Source organism: Nocardioides abyssi (assembly GCF_030412915.1).
GTDB classification, from domain to species: domain Bacteria; phylum Actinomycetota; class Actinomycetes; order Propionibacteriales; family Nocardioidaceae; genus Nocardioides; species Nocardioides abyssi.
This window is the reverse complement of sequence record NZ_JAUHJR010000001.1, coordinates 578,356-603,241: the sequence shown is the minus strand read 5'-3', so window position 1 is coordinate 603,241 and position 24,886 is coordinate 578,356. Positions and strand designations below refer to the sequence as shown.

At 74.5% G+C, this 24,886-nt stretch carries 29 protein-coding genes; 16 read left to right on the top strand and 13 right to left on the bottom strand.

Annotation, left to right across the window (positions count from 1 at the left end; all coding sequences use genetic code 11):
- Positions 1–15 precede the first annotated feature (15 nt).
- On the bottom strand, positions 16–654 hold the full coding sequence (locus QWY29_RS02945) for a class F sortase (protein WP_300959164.1): 639 nt from the start codon (positions 652–654) through the stop codon (positions 16–18).
- On the bottom strand, positions 647–1,804 hold the full coding sequence (locus tag QWY29_RS02940; RefSeq protein WP_300959163.1) for a hypothetical protein: 1,158 nt from the start codon (positions 1,802–1,804) through the stop codon (positions 647–649). Before QWY29_RS02940 ends, QWY29_RS02945 begins: the two co-directional genes overlap by 8 nt.
- Positions 1,805–2,214: 410 nt before the next feature.
- Here QWY29_RS02940 and QWY29_RS02935 point away from each other — a divergent pair, with 410 nt between their 5' ends.
- From QWY29_RS02935 to QWY29_RS02905, 7 genes are read left to right on the top strand one after another with little or no spacing between them, the layout of a single operon-like run.
- Positions 2,215–3,498, top strand: a complete 1,284-nt coding sequence (locus tag QWY29_RS02935; RefSeq protein ID WP_300959162.1) for a TadA family conjugal transfer-associated ATPase — start codon at positions 2,215–2,217, stop codon at positions 3,496–3,498.
- Position 3,499: 1 nt separating this feature from the next.
- The gene (locus QWY29_RS02930) at positions 3,500–4,354 is read left to right on the top strand and encodes a type II secretion system F family protein (RefSeq protein ID WP_300959161.1); all 855 of its coding nucleotides are present in this window, start codon (positions 3,500–3,502) and stop codon (positions 4,352–4,354) included.
- Positions 4,351–5,286, top strand: coding sequence for a type II secretion system F family protein (locus QWY29_RS02925; protein ID WP_300959160.1), 936 nt, complete (start codon positions 4,351–4,353; stop codon positions 5,284–5,286). Before QWY29_RS02930 ends, QWY29_RS02925 begins: the two co-directional genes overlap by 4 nt.
- A gap of 47 nt (positions 5,287–5,333) precedes the next feature.
- Entirely contained in the window at positions 5,334–5,537 is a 204-nt protein-coding gene (locus QWY29_RS02920; RefSeq protein WP_300959159.1) for a hypothetical protein, read from the top strand.
- Positions 5,537–5,938 carry a TadE/TadG family type IV pilus assembly protein gene (locus tag QWY29_RS02915; RefSeq protein WP_300959158.1) on the top strand — a complete coding sequence of 134 codons (402 nt, stop codon included), beginning with the start codon at positions 5,537–5,539 and terminating at the stop codon, positions 5,936–5,938. The genes QWY29_RS02920 and QWY29_RS02915 overlap by 1 nt, the downstream gene beginning before the upstream one ends.
- Positions 5,935–6,402 carry a hypothetical protein gene (locus QWY29_RS02910; protein WP_300959157.1) on the top strand — a complete coding sequence of 156 codons (468 nt, stop codon included), beginning with the start codon at positions 5,935–5,937 and terminating at the stop codon, positions 6,400–6,402. Before QWY29_RS02915 ends, QWY29_RS02910 begins: the two co-directional genes overlap by 4 nt.
- Entirely contained in the window at positions 6,386–6,853 is a 468-nt protein-coding gene (locus tag QWY29_RS02905) for a pilus assembly protein TadG-related protein (protein ID WP_300959156.1), read from the top strand. Before QWY29_RS02910 ends, QWY29_RS02905 begins: the two co-directional genes overlap by 17 nt.
- Before the next feature lie 13 nt (positions 6,854–6,866).
- Here QWY29_RS02905 and QWY29_RS02900 read toward each other — a convergent pair whose 3' ends face one another.
- From QWY29_RS02900 to QWY29_RS02890, 3 genes are all read right to left on the bottom strand, one after another.
- Positions 6,867–7,604, bottom strand: coding sequence for a dienelactone hydrolase family protein (locus tag QWY29_RS02900; protein WP_300959155.1), 738 nt, complete (start codon positions 7,602–7,604; stop codon positions 6,867–6,869).
- Positions 7,605–7,949: 345 nt separating this feature from the next.
- A complete protein-coding gene (locus QWY29_RS02895) occupies positions 7,950–8,786 on the bottom strand; it encodes an ABC transporter permease (protein WP_300959154.1) in 837 nt (278 codons plus the stop codon).
- The gene (locus tag QWY29_RS02890; RefSeq protein ID WP_300959153.1) at positions 8,783–9,688 is read right to left on the bottom strand and encodes an ABC transporter ATP-binding protein; all 906 of its coding nucleotides are present in this window, start codon (positions 9,686–9,688) and stop codon (positions 8,783–8,785) included. Before QWY29_RS02890 ends, QWY29_RS02895 begins: the two co-directional genes overlap by 4 nt.
- A gap of 97 nt (positions 9,689–9,785) precedes the next feature.
- On the opposite strand from QWY29_RS02890, the gene QWY29_RS02885 reads away from it, so the two are divergent.
- On the top strand, positions 9,786–10,658 hold the full coding sequence (locus QWY29_RS02885) for an alpha/beta fold hydrolase (RefSeq protein ID WP_300959152.1): 873 nt from the start codon (positions 9,786–9,788) through the stop codon (positions 10,656–10,658).
- Between the two features lie 17 nt (positions 10,659–10,675).
- Here the strand turns inward: QWY29_RS02885 and QWY29_RS02880 are convergent, their stop codons facing one another.
- The 4 genes from QWY29_RS02880 to ligD (QWY29_RS02865) all read right to left on the bottom strand — a co-directional run bounded on the left by QWY29_RS02880 (position 10,676) and on the right by ligD (QWY29_RS02865) (position 14,032).
- Positions 10,676–11,362 (bottom strand): response regulator transcription factor, encoded by a 687-nt coding sequence (locus QWY29_RS02880; RefSeq protein ID WP_300959151.1) that lies wholly within the window; start codon positions 11,360–11,362, stop codon positions 10,676–10,678.
- Positions 11,363–11,490: 128 nt separating this feature from the next.
- On the bottom strand, positions 11,491–12,000 hold the full coding sequence (locus QWY29_RS02875) for a COG1361 family protein (RefSeq protein ID WP_300959150.1): 510 nt from the start codon (positions 11,998–12,000) through the stop codon (positions 11,491–11,493).
- A gap of 182 nt (positions 12,001–12,182) precedes the next feature.
- A complete protein-coding gene (ligD, locus tag QWY29_RS02870) occupies positions 12,183–13,091 on the bottom strand; it encodes a non-homologous end-joining DNA ligase (RefSeq protein WP_300959149.1) in 909 nt (302 codons plus the stop codon).
- Positions 13,088–14,032: a non-homologous end-joining DNA ligase gene (gene ligD / locus QWY29_RS02865; RefSeq protein ID WP_300959148.1), complete on the bottom strand. Its 945-nt coding sequence runs from the start codon at positions 14,030–14,032 to the stop codon at positions 13,088–13,090. Before ligD (QWY29_RS02865) ends, ligD (QWY29_RS02870) begins: the two co-directional genes overlap by 4 nt.
- 17 nt (positions 14,033–14,049) lie before the next feature.
- Here ligD (QWY29_RS02865) and ku point away from each other — a divergent pair, with 17 nt between their 5' ends.
- Both ku and QWY29_RS02855 read left to right on the top strand, forming a co-directional pair.
- A complete protein-coding gene (gene ku / locus QWY29_RS02860; protein WP_300959147.1) occupies positions 14,050–15,060 on the top strand; it encodes a non-homologous end joining protein Ku in 1,011 nt (336 codons plus the stop codon).
- Positions 15,061–15,090: 30 nt separating this feature from the next.
- Positions 15,091–15,456 (top strand): amidohydrolase family protein, encoded by a 366-nt coding sequence (locus QWY29_RS02855; protein ID WP_300959146.1) that lies wholly within the window; start codon positions 15,091–15,093, stop codon positions 15,454–15,456.
- A gap of 146 nt (positions 15,457–15,602) precedes the next feature.
- Here QWY29_RS02855 and QWY29_RS02850 read toward each other — a convergent pair whose 3' ends face one another.
- The 4 genes from QWY29_RS02850 to QWY29_RS02835 are packed head-to-tail and all read right to left on the bottom strand — an operon-like array spanning position 15,603 to position 19,850.
- Complete coding sequence (locus tag QWY29_RS02850) at positions 15,603–16,463, bottom strand: SDR family NAD(P)-dependent oxidoreductase (protein WP_300959145.1); 861 nt, start codon at positions 16,461–16,463, stop codon at positions 15,603–15,605.
- Positions 16,460–17,530, bottom strand: coding sequence for an ABC transporter permease (locus QWY29_RS02845; protein WP_300959144.1), 1,071 nt, complete (start codon positions 17,528–17,530; stop codon positions 16,460–16,462). Before QWY29_RS02845 ends, QWY29_RS02850 begins: the two co-directional genes overlap by 4 nt.
- Positions 17,527–18,480, bottom strand: a complete 954-nt coding sequence (locus tag QWY29_RS02840) for an ABC transporter ATP-binding protein (RefSeq protein ID WP_300959143.1) — start codon at positions 18,478–18,480, stop codon at positions 17,527–17,529. Before QWY29_RS02840 ends, QWY29_RS02845 begins: the two co-directional genes overlap by 4 nt.
- Entirely contained in the window at positions 18,426–19,850 is a 1,425-nt protein-coding gene (locus QWY29_RS02835; RefSeq protein ID WP_300959142.1) for an amidase, read from the bottom strand. Before QWY29_RS02835 ends, QWY29_RS02840 begins: the two co-directional genes overlap by 55 nt.
- A 228-nt stretch (positions 19,851–20,078) precedes the next feature.
- Between QWY29_RS02835 and idi the strand changes: the two genes are divergently transcribed.
- The 6 genes from idi to QWY29_RS02805 are packed head-to-tail and all read left to right on the top strand — an operon-like array spanning position 20,079 to position 24,885.
- Positions 20,079–20,636 carry an isopentenyl-diphosphate Delta-isomerase gene (gene idi, locus QWY29_RS02830; RefSeq protein ID WP_300959141.1) on the top strand — a complete coding sequence of 186 codons (558 nt, stop codon included), beginning with the start codon at positions 20,079–20,081 and terminating at the stop codon, positions 20,634–20,636.
- Positions 20,633–21,700 (top strand): polyprenyl synthetase family protein, encoded by a 1,068-nt coding sequence (locus QWY29_RS02825; RefSeq protein WP_300959140.1) that lies wholly within the window; start codon positions 20,633–20,635, stop codon positions 21,698–21,700. Before idi ends, QWY29_RS02825 begins: the two co-directional genes overlap by 4 nt.
- Before the next feature lie 5 nt (positions 21,701–21,705).
- Positions 21,706–22,653 (top strand): phytoene/squalene synthase family protein, encoded by a 948-nt coding sequence (locus QWY29_RS02820; RefSeq protein WP_300959139.1) that lies wholly within the window; start codon positions 21,706–21,708, stop codon positions 22,651–22,653.
- Positions 22,650–24,227 (top strand): phytoene desaturase family protein, encoded by a 1,578-nt coding sequence (crtI, locus tag QWY29_RS02815; RefSeq protein ID WP_300959138.1) that lies wholly within the window; start codon positions 22,650–22,652, stop codon positions 24,225–24,227. Before QWY29_RS02820 ends, crtI begins: the two co-directional genes overlap by 4 nt.
- Positions 24,224–24,580, top strand: a complete 357-nt coding sequence (locus QWY29_RS02810) for a lycopene cyclase domain-containing protein (protein ID WP_300959137.1) — start codon at positions 24,224–24,226, stop codon at positions 24,578–24,580. The genes crtI and QWY29_RS02810 overlap by 4 nt, the downstream gene beginning before the upstream one ends.
- Positions 24,577–24,885: a lycopene cyclase domain-containing protein gene (locus QWY29_RS02805; protein ID WP_300959136.1), complete on the top strand. Its 309-nt coding sequence runs from the start codon at positions 24,577–24,579 to the stop codon at positions 24,883–24,885. Before QWY29_RS02810 ends, QWY29_RS02805 begins: the two co-directional genes overlap by 4 nt.
- Position 24,886 lies beyond the last annotated feature (1 nt).

The following is a 24,886-nucleotide window of genomic DNA, read 5'->3' as shown; positions in this document are numbered from 1 at the left end:
GTCGGCCGCTCCTGGTCAGACCGGGACGGCCGTGACGACCACGTTGCTGAGGTAGCGGCTGCCGTCCCAGTCCTCGCAGGTGATGACCACCAGCCGGCCGGGGACGTCCTGGCTGAAAAGCCGCTCCGCGTCGGTCGCCAGCCGGCCCTTGGTGTAGATGCGGACCCGCTCCACGGCGTACCGCAGCACGCCGGCGTCGGTGCGCACCACCAGCCGGTCGCCCTCCTCGAGCTCCTCGAGGTCGTCGAGCGCGCCACCGCCGGTGTGCACGGTGTGGCCGGCGACCAGGGCGCTGCCCTCGCGGTCACCGGGGCGCGCGCCGTCGGCCCACCAGCCGAGCCGCTGCGGGTCCGAGGGCGGGACGAGCGTGCGGTCGGGCGCCTTGACCGGGTCGACCGGGGCGTCGACGTCGAGGCGCGGGATGCGCAGGCGGACCGGCGCGCCCGGGCGGCGCGGCGCCGGCACCGCCTCGGCGGTGGTGCCGATCGACGGGCTCGGACTGGCGGTCGGCTGCTCGCGGACGACCCGGGTCTGCCCCGTGTCGCGCGCCAGCCAGACCACGCCGACGACGACGAGCGCCGCGGCCGCGACCAGGGCCGCCCAGGTGGTGGCCCTGCCGCGACCGCGACTCGTCGTGCTCGTGGGCTCAGGCACCCTGGCGGCGGCGGACCAGCACGACCGCGGCGGTGGCGAGGCCGAGCCCGATCACGATCCAGGGCAGGGGCGAGGACACCAGGTCGAGCACCGGGTTGCCGTCCTCACCAGCGTCGACGGCGGTCGGGACCGCCGCGTCGTCGTCCTCGGCCGTGGCGGTCGCGCCGAGCACGCCCGCGTCCTCCGCCGGGGACGCGGAGGCCTGGACGCCGAGGACGCCGGCCTCGACCTGCTCGCCCGCCTGCTCGCCCGCCTGCTCGGACCCACCGTCCGCGACCGCCGGGTCCGTGGTGCCCGCGGTCGGCTCGTCGGCCGGGGTGGTCGGTGCCGCCGGGGCCGTCTCGCACGGCTCGACCCAGAACACCTTGGTCTTGGTGTCGTTGCCGTTGCTGCGCGGCGTCGCCACCGTCAGCTTCACGTGGTAGCCCTGCTTGGGGTGCGGCTCGCCGTCGAAGGACAGCGTGTACGTCGCCGTGCCGTCCAGGCCGGTCTCCGTGCCCGCGCCGCTCGCGGGGTCGCCACCGACGAAGACCGTGCCCGGGCCGTCGACGGTCAGGCCGACGTCGCTGGTCGGGGCGTGCATCGCGAAGCTGACCGTGGACACGACGTCCGCGCCCTCGTCGAAGCCGTACCACTCGACCTGGAAGGTGCAGCCGGGGTGCGGGCTGTTGTTCGGGATGCCGTCCATCTCGCCGTACGGCGCGATCTTCACCGTGCCGTTGTTGCCGGCCGGGTCGCCCCCGCCCGGTTTGCCGCCGCCGTTGCCCGGCTTCGGGCCGTTGCCGTTGCCGTTGCCGCCGCCCGGCTTGTCGCCGTTGTCCGGCTTGCCGCCGTTCCCGGGCTTGGGGCCGTTGCCGGGCTTGGGTCCGGTGCCGGGCTTCGGCCCGTTGCCGTTGCCGTTGCCCGCGCCCGGCTTGCCACCGTTGCCCGGCTTCGCGCCGTCCGCGTTGCCGTTGCCTGCGTTGCCGGGCTTGTCGGCGCCCTGGCCGTTGCCGTTGCCGTTGCCCTGGCCCTGGCCGTTCGCCGGACCCTGGGACTGGCCGTTGCCGTTGCCCGGGTCGGCCGCCACCGGCGCCACCCCGGCCCATCCGGTGAGGGCCACCGCGGCGGCGACGGCGAGGTACTTCCTGGCAGGCGTGATCGATCGCATGACTGTCTCCGTGTCCGAGTTCCGGGTCTCCCCGGTGCATGAGTGAGAAAGCGGCGCACCGGGTCCCAACGGCGCAGCCATGTTGTGTGCACAGGTGTTGCCTGAACTCATTCCGCCGAAACCTCGTCAAGCCCCGGTCCAGACCACCCCCTGCCCCCGGGGCCGCCGAGCCCCGAGCCGGGGTAGTCCGTGACGTTCCGCAGGCGGATCGGGCCCGAACACCTGCGGACCGTCACGGACTACCCCGCCGCCCGACCGGTACCTGTGGACAACCACCCGGACAGGCACCGCGAAGCGCCCCTCGAGCCACACGAGCCTCGTTCTTCCACAGATCGACGGACGACCCCTTTACACACGGCCGCCAGCGGTGATGATGGACCGGTCGGCAGCAACCATCTCGGGGGACCTGCATGTCACTGACCCACCCGTCCGCGCCCGCACGCCCGGACATCCACCTCGACCTCGTCGAGCAGCTCGACCAGCACGTCCGCGAGCTCGTGCGCCGCGAGGGCGTCGACCCGCAGCGCGACGCCGCCGTCGTACGCCGCCTCGCCGAGTCCGTCGTGCGCGACCACGACGAGCGCAGCCTCACCGGGCAGGTCGCCGCCGTCCACGACCCCAGCGCGGTCGTCGGCGAGCTGGTCGCCCGCGTCTCCGGCTTCGGACCCCTCCAGCCCTTTCTCGACGACCCGACGGTCGAGGAGATCTGGATCAACGACCCGACCCGTGTCTTCATCGCCCGCAACGGCCGCCACGAGCTGACCAACCTGATGCTCACCAGCGCGCAGGTCGACGAGCTCGTCGAGCGGATGCTCAAGTCCAGCGGCCGCCGCATCGACGTCAGCAGCCCGTTCGTCGACGCCATGCTCCCCGAGGGCCACCGCCTCCACGTCGTGCTGCGCGGCATCAGCCGGGGCTTCTCGGCGGTCAACATCCGCAAGTTCGTGCTCAAGGCCACCCGCCTCGCCGACCTCGTCGAGCTCGGGTCGCTCAGCCCGCGCGCCGCAGCGTTCCTCGAGGCGTCCATCCGCGCCGGGCTCAACATCATCGTCGCCGGCGGCACCCAGGCCGGGAAGACGACCATGCTCAACTGCCTCGCCGGCGCGATCCCCGGCGGGGAGCGGGTGATCTCCGCCGAGGAAGTCTTTGAATTGCGTTTTCACCACCCCGACTGGGTGCCGCTCCAGACCCGCCAGGCGGGGCTGGAGGGCACCGGCGAGGTGCGGCTGCGCGAGCTGGTCAAGGAGAGCCTGCGGATGCGGCCCTCACGCCTCGTGGTCGGCGAGGTTCGCGCCGAGGAGTGCCTCGACCTGCTCCTGGCGCTCAACGCCGGTTTGCCGGGGATGTGCACCATCCACGCCAACTCCGCCCGCGAGGCCTTGGTGAAGATGTGCACCCTCCCGCTCCTGGCTGGCGAGAACATCTCGGCCCGCTTCGTCGTCCCGACGGTCGCTGCGTCGGTCGACCTGGTCGTGCACCTCGGGGTCGACGAGCACGGCGTACGCCGCGTGAACGAGGTCGTGGGCGTGCCCGGCCGGGTCGAGAACGACGTCATCGAGACCGAGCCGATCTTCCGGCGCGCGGGCGGAGAGCTGCGGCGGGTCGGCGGGATGCCGCCGCGCCTGGACCTCTTCGAGCGGGCCGGCATCGACCCGCACGCGCTGCTCGGCGGCGAGCCGCACGGGGGCCGCTGACGTGGGCGCCCTGGTCGGGCTCGGGGTCGGCGTCGGGCTGCTGCTGGTGTGGTCGGCCTTCGCGCTGCCACGGACGCCCGCCACGAGCGTCCGCACCGACGGACCCGTGCGGCGGCTGCTCGACCGGGCCGGCCTGCGCTCGGTCTCGGCGACGTCGTTCACGGCGCTCTGCCTGGGGTCGGGGGTGCTGGTCGCCGTCGCCGTCCAGGCGGTCTCGGCCACGGCGCCGGTCGCGCTGGCGTTCGGGGCGATGGGTGCCTACCTGCCCGTCGCGGTCGTCACGGGCCGCGCGCGACGCCGGCAGCGCGAGCTGGCCGAGGTGTGGCCGGAGGCCGTCGACCACCTCACCAGCGCCGTGCGGGCGGGCATGTCGCTGCCGGACGCACTGGCCGCGCTCGGCACGCGCGGGCCGGAGCCGTTGCAGCCGGCCTTCGCCGACTTCGCGCTCGACTACCAGGTCACGGGCCGGTTCGGTGAGTGCCTCGACCGGTTGAAGGAGCGCCTCGCCGACCCCGTCGGCGACCGCGTCGTCGAGGGCCTCCGGGTGGCGCGCGAGGTGGGCGGCGGCGAGCTCGGAAGGCTGCTGCGCAACCTCTCGGGCTACCTGCGCGACGACCTGCGCACGCGCTCGGAGCTCGAGGCGCGGCAGGCATGGACGGTCAACGGCGCACGTCTCGCGGTGGCCGCGCCGTGGCTGGTGCTGCTGTTCATGTCCTTCCAGTCCGAGGTCATCCGGCGGTACGCCTCACCTGGCGGCGTCGTCGTGCTCGTCGTCGGTGCGGCGACCTGCGCCGTCGCCTACCGGCTGATGATGCGGATCGGCCGCCTGCCCACCGAGGGACGGATCCTCTCGTGACGCCCGCGGTGTGGGGTGGCCTGCTCGGCGCGACGACCGCGGTCGGCGTGATCCTCGTCATCACCCGGGTCGCCGCGTCCCGTCGGCCCCAGCTTGCCGTCCGGGTGCTCCCCTACCTGCGCGACCTCCCCCGCTCCGGCTCGGGTCCGGCCACCACGACACCTGCCCCGCGGTCGGTGGTCGCCGCCGTCTACGGCCCGCTGCTGCGCTCGGCCGCGGACACCGTCGAGCGCGTCCTCGGCGGCGCGTCCTCGGTGCGCCGCCGGTTGGAGCGGGCGGGCTCGGAGGCCACCGTGCACGACTTCCGCGTCGAGCAGGTGCTCTGGGGGCTGGTCGCCTTCGCCGTCGCGGCGGCGTACGGCGTGCTCGACGCACTCGGCGACCCCGGCGGCGTCCTGTCCTCGGCCGTCCTGTGTGTCGTCGCCTTCGTCGTCGGCGTGCTGGCGCGCGACCAGCACCTCACCGGGCAGGTGCGGTCACGGGAGCGGCGCATCCTGGCCGAGTTCCCCACCGTCGCCGAGCTGCTCGCGCTGTCCGTGGCCGCCGGCGAGAGCCCCGTCTCCGCGCTGGACCGCGTCGTGCAGCGCGGCGGCGGCGAGCTCTCCCGCGACCTGGCCCGCGTGCTGGCCGCCGTGCGCACCGGCGAGCCCGTGCCGGTCGCCTTCGACCACCTGGCCGCGACGTCGGGGCTGCCCCTGGTCGCACGGTTCGCCCAGGGCATCGCGGTGGCGGTCGAGCGCGGCACTCCCCTGGCCGACGTCCTGCACGCCCAGGCGGCCGACGTGCGCGAGGCCGGCCGGCGCGAGCTCATCGAGGTCGCCGCCCGCCGCGAGGTGCTGATGATGGTGCCGGTCGTCTTCCTCGTGCTGCCCGTGACCGTCCTGTTCGCCTTCTGGCCCGGCGTCGTCGGGCTCAGCCTGACCACGCCCTAGCGACCCGCGCCGCACGGCGCCCACTGATGTCTCGGGAAGGAACCACCATGGAACACCTCGACGCCGCACTCCTGCGGCTGCACGCCACCCTCCTCGCGCTGACCGCGCCGCGGTCGCGCGACGAGCGCGGCGACGTGCCCGGCTGGGTGCTCGTGACCGTGATGACCGCCGGGCTGGTGATGGTGATCTGGAAGGTCGCCGACCAGCAGCTCGCGCAGATGCTGAACAGCGCGCTGGGCAAGGTCCAGTAGTGCGGCGGGCGGCCGACCGGGAGCGCGGGGCCGCCGTCGTCGACTTCGTGCTGGTGCTCGTGGTGCTGGTGCCGCTCTTCCTCGGCATCCTCCAGGTCTCTCTGGTGCTGCTCGTGCGCAACACCCTGACGGCGGCGGCCTCCGAGGGAGCGCGGTACGCCGCGACGGCCGGTCGTGGCCCGGCCGACGGCGAGGCGCTGACGCGCGACCAGATCACCGGTGCCGTGTCCGGTCGGTTCGCGCGCGACGTACGAGCGCGGCAGGTGACCGTCGACGGGCAGCCCGGCATCGAGGTGACCGTCCGCGCCGAGGTGCCGGCGCTCGGCCTCGGCGGACCGGGGATCGGCCTGGCCGTCACCGGGCACGCGGTCGAGGAACGACCGCTCGAGGACGTGCCGTGACCGGGCCGCGGTGCCGACGCCGCGACGACCGCGGCAGCGCGCTGGTGGAGGTGACCTGGCTCGGCATCCTGCTGCTGGTGCCGATGCTGTGGATCCTGCTCAGCGTCTTCGAGGTGCAGCGGGGTGCCTTCGGCGTCGAGGCGGCGGCCCGGTCCGCGGCCCGCGCCTACGCCCTCGCACCCTCCGACGCGGCGGGCGAGCGGCAGGCCGAGCTCGTCGCGCGGCGGGCGCTCGCGGACCAGGGGCTGGATTCCGCCCCGCTCTCGGTGCGGGTGACGTGCACGCCGTACCCGGCGGACTGCCACAGCGGCACGTCGGTGATCTCGGTGCGCATCGAGTCGCGGGTCGACCTGCCGCTCATGCCCGAGGTGCTCGGCGGGCAGGCGCCGAGCTTCGCGCTGGACGCGACCCACACCGTGCCGATCGGCCAGTACCAGGAGGTGACGGGTGCGGTCGCGGACTGAGCGGACAGCGCGGCGCGACGAGCGCGGCCAGGTGACGGTGCTGATCGTCGGGTTCGCGGTGTTCCTCGCGATGGCCGTCGCGGTGGTCGTGGACGCGACCGCGGCGTACCTCCAGCGCTCCGGGCTCAGCACCCTCGCCGACGGCGCGGCCCTGCACGGCGCCGACCTCGGCGCGACCGGGGCCGACGTCTACGAGGGCGGCGTCCCGGAGGGCCGGCTCGAGGTCACGGCGGCCCAGGCGTCCGCCGCCGTGCGAGACTACCTGACCCAGGTCGGCGCCTACCGCCGCTACCCCGGCCTGCGGCACACGATCGCCGTCGACCCCGGCGAGGACCGGGTCACCGTGCGGCTCAGCGCGCCGCTCGAGCTGCCCCTGACCTTCCCCGGCACCCCCGACCGGCCGACGGTCTCGGCCAGCGGCTCGGCCGTCTCCGGCGTCGACCGGCCGTGAGGCTCCGGGCCGGTCAGCCCAGGCTGCGGGCGAAGAGCTCGCGCAGCTGCTCGAAGTGGCGCTCCGCAGCCGCCTCGTCGTACGACGAGGTGTCGGCCATCGTGTAGCCGTGCACCGCCCCGGCGAACACCTCGTTGGTGTGCGGTCGGCCCGCACCGGCGAGCGCCTCGCCCAGCGCGGCGACCGCCGCCGGGGGCATCGAGCCGTCGTTGTCGGCGTGGCCGAAGGCGTACGCCGCCCGCGACCCGGCGATCGCCAGGTGCGGGCTGTCCGGCTCGTCGGTCACTAGCCCGCCGCCGTGCCACCCGCCGACGGCCGCGACCCGGTCGGGGTGACGACCCGCCGCCCGCACCGCGAGCCGCGCGCCCATGCAGTAGCCGGTCACGGCGACCGGTCCGTCGCCGGCCCGCTCCGCGAGCGCGGCCATCCAGGCGTCGGTGTCGGGACCGGACAGGTCCGGCGTGTAGGCGTGCACCCGGTCCATCGCGCCGCCGGCGAAGAACGCCTCCCGCGCGGCCGCCTCCCGCAGGTCGCCCTGCGGGGCCAGCGCCGCGGCCGACCCGTCGCGGTGGAAGACGTGCGGCACCAGCACGACGTACCCCCAGGACGCGATCCGGTCGGCCATCGCCTCGACCTGCGGCCGCAACCCGATCGCGTCGACGAAGAACAGCACGCCCGGCCGGCCCGGCTCCCCGGCGACGTACGCCTCGGCCGGTCCGTCCTGGGTGGGGATCTCGATCCGTTCGCTCACCTCGGCGACGGTAGCCGCGGCGGGGAACCCGGGGAGGGCTCGCGATCGCCCCGGACGTCGGCCGCCACGCGAAGGGGGCGGGCGGCCACGTCCACGGGCCCAGGACGACGCCGGCACGGGGTTGTCCGGCCTCCTGGTCGTCCACAGCCGGCCGACGGGTGGCGGGATAGTCCGTGCCGGGTCCGCAGGTGATCTCGCCGGATCCGCCTGCCGAACGTCACGGACTACCCCGACGGCTGTCCACAGGGCTGGGCGCGAGCCCCCCACGCCGACGGGGTCGTGTGCCCGACGACGCGACCAAGCGCGTCGTCAGGCACACGACCCCCGATCGGTCGAGAGTGATCGCTACTTCACCTCGGACCGCAGCACCCGCCACACGCCGTACGCGATGGGCAGCGCGAGCCAGACGACGCCGGTGAGGCCGAGCTGGGCCCACTGCTCGCCGGTGACCGACTCGTCGTAGAGCGCGCCCTGCGCGTAGCTGAAGTCGATCCACGGCTGGAGGTCGGCGAACCAGTCCTGGAAGGCGGCGAGCATCCCGAAGACGGTCGGCAGCAGCGCGGAGTAGACGAAGTAGCCGACGATCGCGGGCGCCGAGGAACGGATGACGACGCCGAGCATGAAGCCGACGAGCAGGCCGAGGACGTTGGCGAGGAAGATCTGGCCGAGCGCGGCGGCGGAGACGTCCCAGATCGCGTCGGTGCCGTTGATCGCCGCGCCGAGGAGGTTGCCGAGGGCGCCGATCGTGGCCGCGAGCACCATCGAGACGACTGCGACGCTGACCGAGACCAGGGCCTTCGCGGCGATGACGCGGCCGCGGCTCGGGACCAGCGTGAAGGTGGTCAGGCCGTTGCGCTGGCTCCACTCGCTGGTGACCGAGAGGATCGCGATGATCGGCAGGATCACCGCCATCGGGAAGCCGACGGCCGAGGCGAACGACTCGTAGGTGATTGCCGAGTCCGGCGCGAAGACGACCGTCCCGGCGGTGGCCAGCACGGCGAGGATCGCGATGCTCGCCATCAGCCAGAAGCCCGAGCGGGTGTCGAACATCTTGCGCAGCTCGACCTTCGCCAGCCGCGTCATGGGGATCGGGGCGGGGGCGGGTCGGCCGCCGGCGCGGACGTCCGCAGCGACACCGGCGGACGAGGGAGGCGAGGCGGGTGAGGTGGTCAGGGCGGTCATGCTGCGACTCCTTCTCGGGCGGTCTCGGCGGTGAGCTCGAGGAACATCTCCTCCAGGCCGGCGCCGTCGGCCGGCCTCAGCTCGACCAGGGGTACGCCGGCGGCGTGGGCGACCTCGCCGACGCTGGCGCTCTCGGCGTCGACGCGGAGGGTGCCCGCGCCGGCGGGCGTGCTGCTCAGGCCGGCGGCCGTGAGCGCGCCGGCCAGCTCGTCGACCCGGTGCGCGTGCGCGCGGACGAGGGTGCCGGCGGAGGCCAGCAGCGACGCCTTCGTCCCCGAGGCGACGATGCGGCCCTGGCCGATGACGACCAGGTCGTCGGCGACGACCTCGATCTCGTGGAGCAGGTGGCTGGAGAGCAGCACGGTGCCGCCGCGGTCGGCGTACCCGCGCAGCAGGTCGCGCATCCAGCGGATGCCGGCCGGGTCGAGCCCGTTGGCGGGCTCGTCGAGGACGAGCACGCGGGGATCGCCGATGAGCGCGGTGGCGATGCCGAGCCGCTGGCGCATGCCGAGGGAGTAGTCCTTGACCCGCCGCTTGGACTCCGAGGCGGTGAGGCTGACCAGCTCGAGCATCTCGTCGACGCGGCGGCGGGGCAGGCCCATCGTCTCCTGGGCGAGGGTGAGGACCTCCCGGCCGGTGCGGCCGGCGTGCTGGGCGGAGGCGTCGAGCAGCACGCCCACCTCGAGGCCGGGGTTAGGGAGGTCGGCGAAGCGGTGGCCGTCGACGGTGACGGTGCCGCTGGTGGGTGGGGTGAGCCCGACCATGACGCGCATGGTGGTGGACTTCCCGGCGCCGTTGGGGCCGAGGAAGCCGGTGACCCGGCCCGCCTCGGCGGTGAAGGTGACGTCGTCGACGGCACGGAAGCCGCCGTAGACCTTGGTGAGCGACTGGACTTCGATCATGGCTCCGAGCCTGGTCCCGCAGCGCGCCCGGCACATCGGGGAGCGGCTCGGACTCGACCCTGACCGCACCCCCGGCCCGACCCCTACCCTGCGGCGGGTGGCCCCTGACGCGAGTCCCGCGACCGCCCCGGAGACGATCGAGGTCCCCCTCCCCTCGGTGACCCTCTCCTGCCTCGCCTGGGGGCCGGCCGACGGCCCGCTGGCGGTGCTGCTGCACGGCTTCCCCGACACGGCGTGGACCTGGCGCCACCTGGGCCCGCTGCTCGCCGACCACGGCTGGCGGGTCGTCGCGCCGCACACCCGTGGCTACGCGCCGTCGGGGGTCCCCCGCGACGGCGACCTCCACGTCGCCGCGCTGATGGCCGACGCGGTCGGCGTCCACGACGTGCTCGGCGGTGACGAGCGCGCGGTGCTGGTGGGCCACGACTGGGGCGCGATCACGGCCAACGCGCTGGGGGCGCACCCGGCCTCGCCGTACTCCCGCGTCGTCACGATGGCCGTCCCGCCGCTGCGCGCGATGACCGGCAGCAGCCCGCTGCAGCTGGCCCGGCAGGCGCGGATGAGCTGGTACACCCTCTACAACCAGCTGCCGCTGCTGCCCGAGCGCACCGTCGAGCGGCTGGTGCGGCACCTGTGGGCCGTCTGGTCACCGGGGTACGCCGCCGGCGAGGACGTCGCGCACGTGCTGGCCGCCCTGCGCGAGCCGGCGCACCGGTCCGCGGCGCTGGGCTACTACCGCGCCGCCGCCCGCCCGTGGGCCGTCGACCCGGCGTACCGCGACTGGCACCGCACCTGGACCGGCACGCCCACCGTCCCGGCGCTGGCGCTCCACGGCGCGCAGGACGGGTGCCTGCACCCGGGCATCGCCGAGCGGGCGGGCGCGGTGCTGGTCGAGGGTGCCGGCCACTTCCTGCAGCTCGAGCGGCCCGACGAGGTCGGCCGGCTGGTGACCGACTTCCTCGCGTCCTGAGGCGGCGGCGGGGAGGCTCAGGCCTCGGGGGCGCCCTCGAGGCGGAACCCGACGCCGCGCACGGCGACCACGCGGTCCGAGACGCCCTGGCTCTCCAGCTTCTGGCGGAGGCGGCCGATGGTGACGTCGAGGGTCTTGGTCGAGCCGTACCAGTTCTCGTCCCACACGTCGGCCATCAGCCGGCCGCGGGAGACGACCTTGTCGCGGTTGGCGGCGAGGATCGACAGCACGTCGAACTCCTTGCCGGTCAGCGGCACCTCGTCCTCGCCGGAGTAGACCCGGCGGGCGGCCACGTCGATGCGCAGCACGCCGTCGACCGGCGCGCTCTCGCGGGCGCCGGCGGTGCGGCGCAGCAGCGCGCGCACGCGGGCCTGGAGCTCGGCGAGGCCGAACGGCTTGGACAGGTAGTCGTCGGCGCCGTAGTCGAGACCCACCACGCGGTCGAGCTCGCCGGCGCGGGCGGTGACGATCATGATCGCGCCGTCGTAGCCGGCCTCCCGGGCCCGGCGGCACACCTCGAGCCCGTCGAGGTCGGGCAGCCCCAGGTCGAGGATGACGACGTCGGCCGGCCGGCCCTCGAGCTCGGCGAGCGCCTTCTGGCCGGTGTCGACCCAGCCCACCTCGTAGCCCTCACGCTCCAGCGTCCGGACGAGGGGGAAGGCGATGTCCTCCTCGTCCTCGACGACCAGAACCCGGTGACCCATGGCCAGAAGCATAGGGGCCCCGCGACGCCGCGTCCGGGGAAGCAGCCCAACCTCGATCGGGGACGACTCCCGGCGGGGTCCGCCGAGGTCCGGCGGGGTCGGTCGAGGTCAGTCGAGCTCGGTCGAGGTCAGTCGCCGGTCACCCAGGAGTACGACGCCGAGGCGGACGCGCCGTCGCGGACGGCCGGGGCGTCGGAGGGCAGCGAGACCACGAACGTGTACGTCGCGGACGCGCCGGCCTCCAGCCAGCCCATGTCGAGCGGGTAGTCGCCGAGGCCGCCGAACGCGCCGTCGTACACCTCGCGGCCCTCGGCGGAGATGGTCAGCTCCAGCCGGCCCCCGGCGTACGTCGCCGGGTCGCCGGTCTCGGTGAAGGTCAGCCGGGCCGGCTCGGTGGCGTCGTTGGCGATCGTGACGGTGCGGGTCGTGCTGTCGCCGGGCGCGAGGTCGGTGACGGTGAGCGTGGCGGTGCGCCCGTCCGCGCCGACGAGGGCCACCCCCGCGCCGGTGCTGCCCGAGCCGCTGAGCGGGAGCCCGGAGACCAGGCCGATGCCGGCGACGGCCGCGACCGCCGCCACGGGCAGCAGCAGGCGTCGCGGTCGGAGCGAGATGCTGGGTGGGATCGTCAAGGTGGCCACAGCCGCACCGTCCTCTCCGGGGCGCCGGTCCCCCCGACCGGCGTGCTCGCCACGCTAGGCGCGCGGCAGGCACGGGCCGGTGACGCCGGCCCCTCCCCCGCCACACAGTTCGGTAACACCGGTCCGGACCGGGCCCGGGCCGGGCCCGGGCCGGGCCCAGGAGTCAGGAGACGGGACGGGCGTCAGGCGCCGAAGAGGTCCCCGTGCTCGGCGACGCGGTCGAGCACCTCGTCGTACCGGAACTGCCGCAGGCCCTCCTCGTCCTCCGCGCCCTCCTCGACCTCGGCCCAGGTGACGGGGGTGGCGACGGTGGGCCGCTCGCGGCCGCGCAGGGAGTAGGGCGAGATCGTGGTCTTCGACGCGGCGTTCTGCGACCAGTCGAGGAAGACCTTGCCGGAGCGGCGGGCCTTGGTCATGGTGGCGGTGACGAGCGTCGGGTGTTGCTTCTGCAGCGTCTCGGCGACCTCCTTGGCCAGCGCGGTGGAGGCGTCGGACCGCATCCGGCCGGGCAGCTCGGCGTAGAGGTGGAGGCCCTTGCTGCCGCTGGTGACCGGCCGGCAGTCCAGGTCGCGCTCGGCCAGGGCCTCGCGCACCATGAGCGCCACCTGGCAGCACTCGTGCAGGCCGGCGGGGTCGCCCGGGTCGAGGTCGATGACGAGCCGGTCGGCGTTGCGGGGGCGGCCGTTGCGGCCGACCGTCCACTGATGCACGTGCAGCTCGAGCGCGGCGAGGTTGACCAGCAAGGTGAGCGTGGCGAGGTCCTCGACGACGGGAAAGACGATGGTGTCGCCGTTGCGGGAGCTGCCGCGGCTGCCGGTGGTCGGCACGGTCGCGGTGCGCACCCACGATGGGGTGCCCTGCGGGGCGTTCTTCTCGTAGAAGCTGCCGTCCTGCACCCCGTGCGGCCATCGGATGCGGGTCACGGCGCGCTCGGCGAGGTGCGGCAGCATCACCGGCGCGACCTGCGCGTAGTAGTGCAGCACCTCGCCCTTGGTCGTCCCCGTCGCCGGGTAGAGCACCTTGTCGAGGCTGCTGATCCTCAGGCGGCGCCCGTCGACCTCGACGGTGACCTCCTGCTTCTCCGGGCTCAATGTCCCTCCCCCTGCGGTTCGGCGAGCAGGTCCTCGGGCGCGAGGTCGGCGCGGACCCCCTGGTACGACGGCTGGCGCAGGCGCTGGGCCCGCGAGGTGTGGTGGGTGTCGACATCGACGACGAGCACCGGCTCGACCCAGTGCGTGCCCCGCGCGTCGACCCGCGGCACCTCGTCGGCGAACGGGCTGCTCCCCCGCTGGTGCCCGGCCAGGGCCGCGGTCAGCGCGGCGCTCGCGCGGCCGCCGATGCCGCTGCCGACCCGGCCGCGGTACATCAGCCCGTCCGCGGTCGGCTCCCCCACCAGCAGCGCGCCCAGCCGGGTCGTCCCCTCGGTCGGACGCCACCCGCCGACGACGTACGACAACCGGTGGCGGTGGGCGAACTTCAGCCAGTGCGGCGAGCGCGCGTCGGGCGTGTAGCGGCTCGACAGCCGCTTGCTGACGATCCCCTCGAGCCCCTGCTGGCGGGTCGCGTCGAGCAGCATCGCTCCGTCGTCGTACGACGTCGGCACCTGCCAGCCGGTCAGGCCGAGGTCGGCGAGGCGGGCGCGCCGCTCCTGCAGCGGCCGGTCGGTGAGGTCCTCGCCGCCGAGGCGGAGCAGGTCGAAGACCATGAACGTCGCCGGCACCCGGTCCGCCAGCCGCGCGGCGCTGGTCGCCTTGCGCACGTGCATCCGGTCCTGCAGCACCCGGAAGTCCGGCAGACCCTGCTCGTTGAGCGCGATGACCTCGCCGTCGACGAGCAGGTCCCGGGCGCCCAGCGGCGGCTCGGTGAGGTCGGGCCAGGCCACCGTGACGTCGTTGTCGTTGCGGCTGGTGAAGCGGGCGCGACCGCTGCTGCCGACGTCGGCGAGGATCCGCACGCCGTCCCACTTCACCTCGTGCGCCCACTCCGCGCCGGCCGGCACCGAGGTGCCCTTGGTGGCGAGCATGGGGCGCATGGGGCCATGCTTACCGCATGCGAGCGATCTGGAAGGGCGCGGTCTCCTTCGGGCTGGTCAGCGTGCCGGTGAAGCTGTACGCCGCCACCGAGTCGCACGACGTGTCCTTCCGACAGGTCCACGCCAAGGACGGCGGACGCATCAAGTACCAGCGCGTCTGCTCGATCGACGGCGAGGAAGTGCCCTACTCCGAGATCGCCAAGGGCTACGAGACCGAGGACGGCGAGATGGTCATCCTCGACGAGGACGACCTCGCCGAGCTGCCCTCGACGTCCTCGCGGGAGATCGCGGTCGAGAAGTTCGTGCCGTCGGACCAGATCGACCCGATGCTGTTCGAGAAGAGCTACTACCTCGAGCCGGAGAAGTCCGGCGCCAAGCCCTACGCGCTGCTGCGCCAGGCGCTGCTCGAGGCCGACCGGATGGCCGTCGTCACCGTCGCCCTCCGCCAGCGCACCACCGTCGCCGTCCTCCGCGTGCGCGACGACGTGATCGTGCTGCAGACGATGATGTGGCCCGACGAGGTCCGCACCCCCGACTTCAGCGTCGAGACCGGCGAGGTCAAGGACGCCGAGGTCAAGATGGCCCGGATGCTCGTCGAGACCCTCGCCGGCGACTTCGAGCCCGACGAGTTCGAGGACGACTACGCCGAGGCCGTCGAGACGATGGTGAAGACCAAGATCGAGGGTGGCGAGGTCAAGCGGACCCCCACCTCCACCAAGTCCTCCGGCGAGGTCGTCGACCTCCTCGCCGCCCTCCAGCGCTCCGTCGACGCCGCCAAGACCGCGCGCGGCGAGGCGCCGCGTGCGTCCGACGAGGACGACTCCGACTCCGACGCCGGCTCCGAGGACGACGGGTCCTCCTCCGGGTCAGGGTCGGGCGCCAAGTCGGGCGCCACGAAGACCGCCACCAAGAAGTCGGCCGAGAAGAAGGCCCCGGCGAAGAAGACCGCCGCCAAGAAGACGGCTGCGAAGAAGTCGACCACCAAGAAGAGCACCACCAAGAAGGCTGCGGCCAAGAAGGCCAGCTGAGGCCGCGGTCGGGTCCACGGGGATCACCGGGTGGAGGAGATCGGCTCGCGCGCCCAGGTGCTGCCGGCGCCGCCGCGAGTGGTGTGGCGGTCGCTGGCGGTGCCGGACGAGCCGGGCACGCGGCCGTGGCTGGCGCCGGGCCTGCGCGAGGACGAGGTGGTCCCTCAGGTGCTCGAGGCCGACGAGCCGCACCGGGTGGTGTGGTCGACGCTGTGGCCGCACCGGCCCGACGACCGCATCGAGCTGGCCGTCGAGGCGTCCGGTGCCTACGACACCCGCCTGCGGTTCACCCACCTCACCCCGGGCCCGCTGCCCCCGCCCGCGACGGTCGGTCACCTCCGCCGGCGGGTGAACCACCTGCTCTTCGCCGACCTGCGGTTCTCCTACGGCCAGTAGCCCGGGCGGCCGCCCCAACGGTCACTTCACGGCCATTCCTCCCGCTCTGCGGCCGATGCATCGGCCGTGAAGCGGGAACATCCCAAGTCAACCTGGGATCCACGCCACTCCGCGGCCTTCCTACGCATCGCCCGAGGCCAAGCGCCCTACGACGAGCGCCCCCGAGCAGCGGCGGAGTCGGCGAAGAACCGGTCGATGGTGGCGAGCAGGGCGTCGCTGGCGCGCGGGGCGACGACGTTGATGACCTCGCCGAAGGCGCCGGCGGCCGTGCCGACGGTGAGCGGTCTGTCCTCGAGCGCGCGGACGACCCGGGCGGCGGCCTGCTGGGGGGTGGCGCCGCGGCCGGCGTACGCCTCGGTGGGGGCGGTCATCGGGGTCTGGACGAGCGAGAAGCGCATGTTGGTGAAGGTGACGTTCTCGAAGAACGTCTCCCGCCCGGCGATGCGGCTCCAGGTGTCGAGCGCGGTCTTGGAGGCGATGTAGGCGGAGAACTTCGGCGCCTTCACCTGCACGCCCCACGTGACGACGTTGACGACGTGGCCGAAGCGCTGCTCGCGCATCGCCGGCACCAGCCCCATCGTCAGCCGCACCGGCCCGAGGAAGTTGACCGCCATCGACCGCTCCACGTCGTGGAACCGGTCGTAGGACAGCGCCAGCGAGCGCCGGATCGACCGGCCGGCGTTGTTGACGAGGTAGTCGACCGCGCCGTGCTCGGCCAGCATCTGCTCCACCAGGGCGTCGACGGCGTCGCCGTCGGTGAGGTCGCAGGAGTACGCCGTGGCGCGGTCGCCGATGCGGGTGCGGACCCGCTCGAGCTCGTCGGCGCGGCGGGCGACGAGCAGGACGTGGGCGCCCCGTTCCGCGACGGCGTACGCCGTGGCCTCGCCGATCCCCGAGCTGGCGCCGGTGACGAGGACCGTGCGGCCCGCGAGCGGGCTGGGCCGGCGCAGCACCCGGCGGGTGACGGCGAGCGGTGCCTGGAGCAGCGGGGTGGCGAGCGGGTTCACGTGGTCTCCCAGCGGAAGATGCGGGCGGCGGCGAGGGTGACGACGACCGCGAAGGCGGCGAGGACGGCCATGGGGACGAGCACGGCCGAGGGGCCCTCGCCCCGGACCATGACGTCGAGCATCCCCTCGTTGAGGTGCTTGAGCGGCAGGACCTGGGAGACCGCCCGCAGCCAGGCGGGCGCGCCGTCGAGGTCGAAGAACGAGCCGCTGAGGAAGGCCATCGGCAGCACGACGATGTTCGCGGCGTTGACGGCTCCCTCGGTGGTGCGGGCGAGCGCGCCGGCGAGCAGGCCGATCGCCATGAAGCACAGCGTGCCGACGACGACGAGCGGCACGGCCATCCACCACGAGCCCGCCAGGGTCAGCCCGAAGGCCGCGGTGCCGAGGCCGAGGAAGATCGCCATCTGCACCAGCGCGATGCCGAGCGTGACGGCCACGCGGGCGGCGACGACGGTGCGGGTCGAGACCGGCGCCAGCTGCAGCCGGCGCAGCAGCTTGGTCTGCCGCCAGCCCTGCAGCGTGGCCGCGGCACCGAAGGCGGCGCTCATCGCGACCGCCCAGCCCAGGAGGCCCGGCGTGACGAACTGGATGGTCTCGAGCGACTCGTCCTCGACCCGCTCGGTCTCGAGCACGAAGCGCGGCGGCTCGCCGGACTGCGCGACGTTGGTGCCGTCGACGAAGGCGCGCAGCGCGCCCTGCGTGACCGCGGCCTTGACCTGGTCGGTCTCGGTGTAGTGCGCCACGAGCGTGTCGCCGCGCATCTCGACCGCGACGTCGGCGTCGCCGCGGCGCACCTCGGCGACGGCCTCCGCCAGGTCGTCGGAGCGCTCGACCGCGAAGGTGTCGTCGAAGGCGGCCCGCGTGTCGGGGTCCATCTCGTCGAGCAGCGCGACCTCGCCGACCTGCACCAGGTCGACCTCGGACTGGCCCTGGCTGCCGAGCAGCCCGCCGAAGAGCACGAGGAACATCAGCGGGAAGACCAGCGAGAAGAACACCGACGCCCGGTCGCGCAGGAAGCCGCGGACGATGGCGAGGGAGAGGGCGCGGAACGCCGCGAGGCCGCTCATGCGCGGTACTCCCGTCCGGTCAGGTCGAGGAAGACGTCCTCGAGCGTGGCGGTCTGGACGCGTACGCCGTCGAGCCGGTCGTCCTCGGCGAGGCGGGCGACCACCCGGGCGGGGTCGCGGGTCACCAGCACCACGCCGTCCAGCGACTCCACGGCGTCCTCGACCGCGGGCAGGGCGCGCGCCTCGTCCAGCCGCAGCTGGCCCGGCGCGACGGTGATCCGCGCGGGGGCGTCGAGCCCGCGGACGAGCGCGGCGGGGGTGTCCATCCGCAGCACCCGCCCGGCGTCCATGACCGCGACCCGGTCGCAGAGCACCTCGGCCTCGTCCATGTAGTGCGTGGTCAGCACGACCGTGCGGCCGGAGTCGTTGATTCCGGCGAGGAGGTCCCACAGGTTGCGCCGGGCCTGCGGGTCGAGCGCCGCGGTCGGCTCGTCGAGGAAGACCAGCTCGGGGTCGTGGACGAGCGCGCACGCGATCGACAGCCGCTGCGCCTGGCCCCCGGAGAGCCCCTCGACGCGGGTGTCGGCCTTGTCGACGAGCCCCACCCGCTCGAGCCACTCGTCCCCGCGGGCCGGCGCGACGCCGTACAACGAGGCGAAGGTGTGGATCTGCTCGCGCGTGGTGAGCCGCTCGAAGAACGACGAGGCCTGCAGCTGCACCCCGATCCGCGGCAGCAGGCGCGGGTCCCGCGGCCACACCGGCTGGCCGAGCACCCGCACGGTGCCGGCGTCGGGACGGCGCAGCCCCTCGACGAGCTCGAGCAGGGAGGTCTTGCCGGCACCGTTGGGCCCCAGGACGCCGACGAACTCGCCCTCGGCCACCTCCAGGCTGACCCCGTCGACCGCGCGGACCTCGCCGTAGGACAGCGCGAGGTCGACGACCTCGATCGCGGCGCTCACGCGGCCCCCGCGCCGGTCGACGAGGCGTACGCCGGAGCGACGATCGGCCACGGCCGGGCCGCCTCGATCTGCGCGCCCAGCGAGAGCAGCGTGGCCTCGTCGTCGGTGCGCCCGACGAGCTGGACGGCGACCGGCAGCCCGTCGGCGGCCGGCCCGCACGGCACGGCCGCGGCGGGGTTGCCGGCGACGTTCCACAGCGCGGCGTAGGCGATCGCGGGCATGGCAGCCAGGGCCGAGCGGACCGTCCCCTTCCCGTCGATCACGCCGACCGGGGCCGGGCGGTGCGCCACCGCCGGGGTGAGCAGGACGTCCACCTGGTCGAAGACGCGGTTGGCCTTCTCCGAGACCTTCTCGGTCAGTGCGAGCGCCTTGTCGAGGACCCGCGGGGTGACCCACGCGCCGAGGCGGCAGGTCTCGCGGGTGCGGCGCTCGAGCCGGCCCCGGTGCTCGACCAGGTCGGCCTCGGCGCGGATGCCGCCGAGGAACTGCGGCACGAACGCCGCCGTCGGGTCGGGGTAGCGGGGGTCGACCTCGCGCACGTCGTGGCCGAGGTCGGCCAGCAGCCGGGCGGTGTCGTGGACGGCCTGCACGTGGACCGGGTCGGGGCGGACGCCCAGCGTGACCGGCTTCGTCGTCCACCCGATGCGCAGCCGGCCGGGTTCGCGACGGGCGGCGTCGGCGAAGGACCTGGTGGGGCCCGCCTGCCACCGGTCCACCTCGGTGTGGCCGCGCACGACGTCGTACACGAGCGCGCTGTCGAGCACCGAGCGCGCGAGCGGCCCGGCGGTGCCGAGGGCGAACCACAGGTGCTCGTGCGGCGCCGACGTCACCCTGCCGCGCTGCGGCTTGAGACCGAAGAGCCCGCAGTGGGCGCTGGGAATGCGGATCGAGCCGCCGCCGTCGCCGCCGAGGCCGACCGGCACCATCCCGGAGGCGACCGCGGCCGCGGTGCCGCCGCTGGAGCCGCCCGGCGTCCGCGAGCGGTCCCACGGGTTGCGGGTGTAGCCGCGCGAGGAGGACTCGGTGTAGGGCCAGGCCCCGAACTCCGGCATCGTCGTCGTCGCGACCACGACCGCGCCCGCCGCGCGCAGCCGGCGCACGACCTCGGCGTCGGCGGCTGCGGGCGTGCTGTTGCCCTCACCGCCGAAGGTGGTCACGAGCCCCTCGACCGCGAGCTCCTCCTTGACCACGACGGGTACGCCGTGGAGCGGGCCGGGAGCCCGGCCGGCGGCGCGGTCCGCGTCCAGCCGGTCGGCGTCCGCGCGCGCCCGGTCGGCCACCAGCTGGGAGACGGCGTTCAGGCCACCGTCGTGCGCCGCGATCCGTGCGAGCGCGGCGTCCACGACCGCCCGCGCGGTGGCCGCGCCGCTCGTCGTGAGCCGCACGGTGTCGGCCACCCCTGTCGTCGTCAGGTCCTCCACGCCGCGCAGCCTAGAGTGCCGCCGGGGCCGGTGTCGGGCGGCCGGACCACACCGGTCGCGACCCGACCCAACCGTCTGCGCGAGGGCTCCGAACACCCCGGGAGCCGCCTCACCCGAACGCATGAGCGCCATACCCCTCGGGTAACGGAGGCTCGCACCGACGTGCGTCATTCCCGGCGCACGCAGCACCGCAGCACCGCAGCTGCACGACCTGGGAGGACGGTGACGGTGTCCGCGACCCCTGATCTCGTCGTGCTTCTCGACGACGACGGCCATCCGTGCGGGACGGCGCCGCGCGCGACCGTCCACACCACCGACACCCCGCTGCACCTGGCGTTCTCCTGCTACGTCCTCGACGAGGACGACCGGCTGCTGCTGACCCGCCGCGCGGTCACCAAGCGCACCTGGCCCGGGGTGTGGACCAACTCCTTCTGCGGGCACCCCCGTCCGGGCGAGGACCCGGTCGACGCGGTGCACCGCTACGCCGAGCACGAGCTCGGCCTCGAGGTGACCGACCTGGAGTGCGTGCTGCCCGAGTTCCGCTACCGCGCGGTCGACCCCGGCGGCGTCGTGGAGAACGAGGTCTGCCCGGTCTACACCGCCCGCACCACCGGCCGCCCCCGGCACCACCCCGACGAGGTCGAGGAGAGCCACTGGCTGCCGGTCCCCGAGCTGCGCGCCGCGCTCGCCGCCGCGCCGTGGGCGCTGAGCCCGTGGCTGCGCGAGCAGGCCGCCGAGCTCGAGGCCGTCGGCTGGTTCGCCGCGCCCGCCGGTGCGCCCCGATGACCGCCACCGAGCTGGGCGCCGAGCTGACCCCTGGGCCGGCGTCCGACTGGGTCCGGCAGGCGATCGACGAGCAGCTCGCCCCGCCGCCGGACAACGTGCCGGGCTCCGACGAGGCGGCCTTGCAGCAGGCGCTGACCTGCGCGACGGTCGGTGGCAAGCAGTTCCGCCCGCACCTGGTCGAGAGCGTGCACCGGCTGCTCGGCGGGCGCCGGCACGACGCCGTACCTCCCGTCGCCGCGGCGCTCGAGCTGCTGCACACCGCCTTCGTCGTCCACGACGACGTCATCGACGGCGACGACACCCGGCGCGGCCGGCCGAGCGCCCCGGGCACCTTCCGGGCGCACGCGCAGCGCGCCGGTGCCTCCTCCGAGGCAGCCGACGCCTACGCGCTCGCCGGCGCCGTGCTGACCGGCGACCTGGCGCTCGCGGGCGCCGTGCGCGCGGTGGCGACCGCCCCCGCTCCCCCGGCCACCGTCGGCCGGCTGCTCGACCTGCTCGACAACGCGCTGCGGATCTCCGCGGCCGGTGAGCTGGCCGACGTCCGGTTCTCGATGGGCCTGGCCGAGCCGTCGCTGGCCGACGTGCTGACGATGGAGGAGCACAAGACCGCCGTCTACTCCTTCGAGCTGCCCTTGCAGTACGGCGCCGTGCTGGCCGACGCCGACGACGTGGTCGTCACCGGGCTCGGCCGGGTCGGTCGCCAGCTCGGCCTGGCCTACCAGCTCCTCGACGACGTCCAGGGCGTCTTCGGCGACCCCGAGCGCACCGGCAAGTCCGACCTGGGCGACCTGCGCGAGGGCAAGCGCACGCCGCTGGTCGTCCACGCCCGCACCACCTCCGCGTGGCCGGTCGTCCGCCGCCACCTCGGCGACCCCGACCTCACCGCGGCCGGTGCCGCGGAGGTCCGGCGCGCCCTGGAGGCCGGTGGGTCCCGTGCCTTCGTCGAGGACCTCGCCGCCGGCTACGTCGAGGCGGCCACCACGCAGACCGCCGAGCTGGGCCTGCCCGAGCTGGTCGCCTGGGTCGGCGACATGTCGCAGACCTTGACGCGAGGGGCAGCATGACCGCCATGGAGCCGACCCCCGGATCCCCCGACGAGCAGCCGGCAGTCAGCCCGGTCGGCGGCGCGGCGGGCAGGGCGGGCAAGGCAGGCAAGGTGGGCGACAGCCCCGCCGACGACTACGACCGGGTGGCCGAGGCCGCGGCGGCGGTCGTCATCAAGCGCTACTCGACCTCCTTCGGCCTGGCGACGCGCCTGCTCGCCGAGCCGGTGCGCACCCACGTCCGCAACGTCTACGCGATGGTCCGCGTGGCCGACGAGGTCGTCGACGCGCCCCGCCCCGACGGCACCCGCGCCCACCAGGCCCGCGTGCTCGACGCCCTCGAGGCCGACGTGCGCTCGGCGATGACCACCGGCCACAGCGCCAACCTCGTCGTCCACGCCTTCGCCCGGTCCGCGCGGACCTGTGGCATCGACCGGTCGCTGGTCGACCCGTTCTTCGCGTCCATGCGCACCGACCTCTTCCGCGACGACCACGACGAGGAGTCCTTCGCCCGCTACGTCTACGGCTCCGCCGAGGTCGTCGGCCTGATGTGCCTGCGGGCGTTCCTCGCCGGCCAGCCCGACGCCGCCGCGGCCTACGAGCGGCTCGCGCCCGGCGCGCAGCGGCTCGGGGCCGCCTTCCAGAAGGTGAACTTCCTGCGCGACCTCGCCGCCGACGACGGCCAGCTCGGCCGCCACTACTTCCCCGGCCTCGACCCGACCCGCCTCGACGACCACGACCGCGACCTGCTGCTCGACGACATCGAGGCCGACCTCGAGGTCGCCGCCGCGGCGATCCGCGAGCTCCCCCCGGGCTGCCGCCACGCCGTCCTGCTCGCGCACGGGCTCTTCGCCGAGCTCTGCGCGCGGCTGCGCGCCACCCCGGCTGAGCGCATCCGCCGCGAGCGGGTGCGGGTGCCCGGCCCGGCCAAGGCCCGCGTCGTGGCGCGCACGCTCGTGCGGGGTGCCCGATGAGCCGCACGCCCGGGTCCGCCGTCGTCATCGGCGGCGGGATCACCGGCCTGGCCACCGCCGCGCTCCTGGCCGCCGACGGCTGGTCGGTCGACCTGCTCGAGCAGCGCGACGAGGTCGGCGGCCGCGCCGGCTCGTGGGAGGCCGACGGCTTCCGCTTCGACACCGGCCCGTCGTGGTACCTCATGCCCGAGGTCTTCGAGCACTTCTTCGCGATGCTCGGCACGACCGCGGCCGAGCAGCTGGACCTGGTCCGGCTCGACCCGGGCTACCGGGTCTTCTTCGAGGGCCGCGACGAGCACCTCGACATCGCCGCGGACCGTGACGCCAACATCGCCCTCTTCGAGTCCGTCCAGCCCGGCGCGGGCGACGCGCTCGCGGCGTACCTCGACTCCGCCCGCCACGTCTACGACCTCGCCGTGCAGCAGTTCCTCTACACCAGCTTCGAGTCGACCGCGTCGCTGCTCAGCGCCGACATCCTGCGCAACGGGCCCCGGCTCTCCGGCCTGCTCACCCGCTCGCTGGAGAGCCACGTCGCGGCCCGCTTCGACGACCCGCGGCTGCGGCAGGTGCTCGGCTACCCCGCGGTCTTCCTCGGCACCTCGCCCGAGCGCGCGCCGAGCATGTACCACCTGATGAGCTGGATGGACCTCGCCGACGGCGTGCTCTACCCCCGCGGCGGCTTCACCGAGCTGATCGGTGCGATCGCGCGGCTGGCCGAGCAGCACGGCGTGCGCATCCGCACCGGCTGCACCGTCGAGGAGGTCCGCACCCGCCCCGCCTCCCGGGGCCGTGCGGTCGCCGAGGGCGTGTCGTACGTCGACCGCGACGGCGCCCGCGAGCAGCTCGACGCCGACGTGGTCGTCGGCGCCGCCGACCTGCACCACCTCGAGACCCGGCTGTTGCCGCGCCCCCTGCAGACCTACCCCGAGGGCTGGTGGAAGAAGCGGGACGCCGGACCCGGCGCCGTGCTGGCGCTGCTCGGCGTCGACGGCCAGCTGCCCGAGCTGGCGCACCACTCGTTGTTCTTCACCCAGGACTGGCGGGCCAACTTCGACGACATCTTCGGCCGCACCCGCCGCGTGCCGGACCCGGCCTCGATCTACGTCTGCCGCCCCAGCGCCACCGACGACACCGTCGCGCCGGCCGGCAAGGAGAACCTCTTCGTCCTCATCCCGGTCCCGGCCGACCCCGGGATCGGCCACGGCGGCACCGACGGCGCAGGCGACCCGGCGGTGGAGAAGGCCGTCGACGCCGCGATCGACCAGGTCGCCACCTGGGCCGGTGTGCCCGACCTCGCCTCGCGCGTGGAGGTGCGCCGCACCATCGGGCCGGCGGACTTCGAGGACGGGCTGAACTCCTGGCAGGGCGGCGCGCTCGGCCCCGGCCACGTGCTCAAGCAGAGCGCGTTCTTCCGGGCCGGCAACGTCTCGCGCAAGGTCGACGGGCTGTTCTACGCCGGCTACGCCACCCGCCCCGGCATCGGCCTGCCGATGTGCCTGATCTCCGCCGAGCTCGTCCTCAAGCGGCTGCGCGAGGACCGTTCGAGCGGTCCGTCGCCGGAGCCGCGGGCGTGAGCGTCCTCTACCTGCTCTCGACCATCGTCCCGACCGTCTGCATGGGGCTGGTCGACCGCCGGTGGCGGCTGTTCCTGTTCCGCCCGGGTGTCGCGGTCCGTGCGCTGGTGGTCGTCGCGGTCGGCACCGTGGTGTTCCTGGTGTGGGACCTGATCGCGATCGGCACCGACATGTACCACCGCGGCGAGTCCGACGCGATGACCGGCATCGAGCTGGCCCCCGAGCTCCCGCTCGAGGAGCTGTTCTTCATCGTGTTCCTCTGCTACCTCACGATGGTGCTGCACCAGCTCTTCCGGCTCGTCCTGGCGCGGGCGTCCTCGCGGACCCCTGACCGCATGCGGGAGTCGGCATGACGTACGCCGGCCTGGCCGCGATCTTCCTCGCCCTCTCCGCCGCCCTGCTGGTCGTCGCCGTCGTCCGCCGCCGCCCCTCGGGCGCCTGGTGGGCCGCGACCGCGCTGACCGCGGTCTCGCTCTTCCTGCTGACGGTCGTCTTCGACAGCCTGATGATCATCGCCGACCTGTTCCGCTACGGCGAGGGCGCGGAGCCGGCGTTCCTGCTGTGGAAGGCGCCGGTGGAGGACCTCGCCTGGCCGCTCGCCGCGGTGCTGGCCCTGCCCGCCCTGTGGCTGCTGCTCTCGAAGGGGGAGGATCGATGAC